Origin of the sequence: Cardinium endosymbiont of Culicoides punctatus, assembly GCF_004354815.1 — a bacterium.
In the GTDB taxonomy this organism is placed as follows: domain Bacteria; phylum Bacteroidota; class Bacteroidia; order Cytophagales; family Amoebophilaceae; genus Cardinium.
Genome location: NZ_QWJI01000043.1, coordinates 1 through 1,374 on the forward strand (window position 1 = coordinate 1; position 1,374 = coordinate 1,374).

2 protein-coding genes are annotated in these 1,374 nt (G+C 30.8%); one reads left to right on the plus strand and one right to left on the minus strand.

Annotated features, from left to right (window positions below; genetic code table 11):
- Positions 1 to 62 precede the first annotated feature (62 nt).
- Positions 63 to 314, plus strand: a complete 252-nt coding sequence (locus CCPUN_RS04935) for a PD-(D/E)XK nuclease domain-containing protein (RefSeq protein ID WP_133282313.1) — start codon at positions 63 to 65, stop codon at positions 312 to 314.
- Positions 315 to 429: 115 nt separating this feature from the next.
- Here the strand turns inward: CCPUN_RS04935 and CCPUN_RS04125 are convergent, their stop codons facing one another.
- Positions 430 to 1,314, minus strand: a complete 885-nt coding sequence (locus CCPUN_RS04125) for an Rpn family recombination-promoting nuclease/putative transposase (RefSeq protein WP_165941957.1) — start codon at positions 1,312 to 1,314, stop codon at positions 430 to 432.
- Between the last annotated feature and the right edge of the window lie 60 nt (positions 1,315 to 1,374).

The following is a 1,374-nucleotide window of genomic DNA, read 5'->3' on the forward strand; positions in this document are numbered from 1 at the left end:
GCAATCATGATAGTCATTGATAGCATAAATAAAGGTAACGCTTGGGCTAAGTAAAATCATATATTTGTACCACCACCCAAAATTCTAATACTGCTTTAGGCCAGATAGAAGGTAATAATTATAGAGAAAAGTTTCTTTATAAAGACAAAAATATCGTCCTTATAGGACTTAATTTCTCTAGTAAAATTCGTAATGTTGAACAAAAATTTGATTTTACCATCTACGATGAAGAAGGTAATCAAATTACTAAAGATGCTATTCTTGGTAACCGTCAGCATGTACATGGTAAGGAAGTTAACAGACAACGAGGATAATAAACATTTTACACAATCTTGCCAAAAGCATCCTTAAAACGGTCGTTTTAAGAATAAAAAATCAAGATAAAGAATTTCTCTATCCAATCTTTATGACTAGAAAAAGCAAAAATATTTATAATTTATCTGTAGACAGGTTTTTAATTTCTCGTTCTGTAAGACCAGTAATGCGAGAAATTTTGACTATATCAAATCCTTCTGCTAGCATTTCTTGTGCTATTTTATATTTCTCTTCCTGTCTTCCTTTCTTTAATCCAAGTTGCTCACCTTGTTGTATTAGTCTTGTTGCTGCTGTCATAACTAATTCTTTAGTTTCTGGGTTGATAGATTTTAACGTTTCTAAGATATCATTATCCTCAGCTATAGCTAAGATATATAAAAATGTGTTTTCATAATATTGCGTATCGTATAGATCACTACATGATAATAAATATTTCAAAAACTCATTGAATTTTAGTATGCTACTAAAATTCTTGCTCTTACCATATTTAAGAATCAATTCGCCTAATGCGGCCATATTCTGTTTAACTAATTCATTATCAGATGTATGTGTTAAATCGACAAGCTCAAAATCACCAAATGTATAAGATTTAGCTAATTCTGGTACTTTAAACATAGAAAGAAGACTCCTCTTCCCTGTATAAGCCTCTTTACCATTGTATACACATATATTTAATACCAACGGTAATTCATCTGAATCCTTATTTTCATGTAAATGCTGTCTAAACAGTTTTAAGTTATACTCCATGAAACGTAGTGGCATATATTTGTCTATTTTTGACTGATGTTCAGATAAAATATATATATATCCATCTTGATTATTCATGGTTGCTTGAAACACTAAATCACTTTCTCCACGTGTACCTACTGGGTTAACAAAGCTTTTGTTAGTCAATCGTAAAGTTGACTTATCTACCTTACTAAAAACCTCTGCTGGTAGATTGTGCTCCAAAAAGTCTAGCATAACATCTGTTCTACCAAAAATACGGTGGTGGTACAAATATATGATTTTACTTAGCCCAAGCGTTACCTTTATTTATACTATCAATGACTATCATAA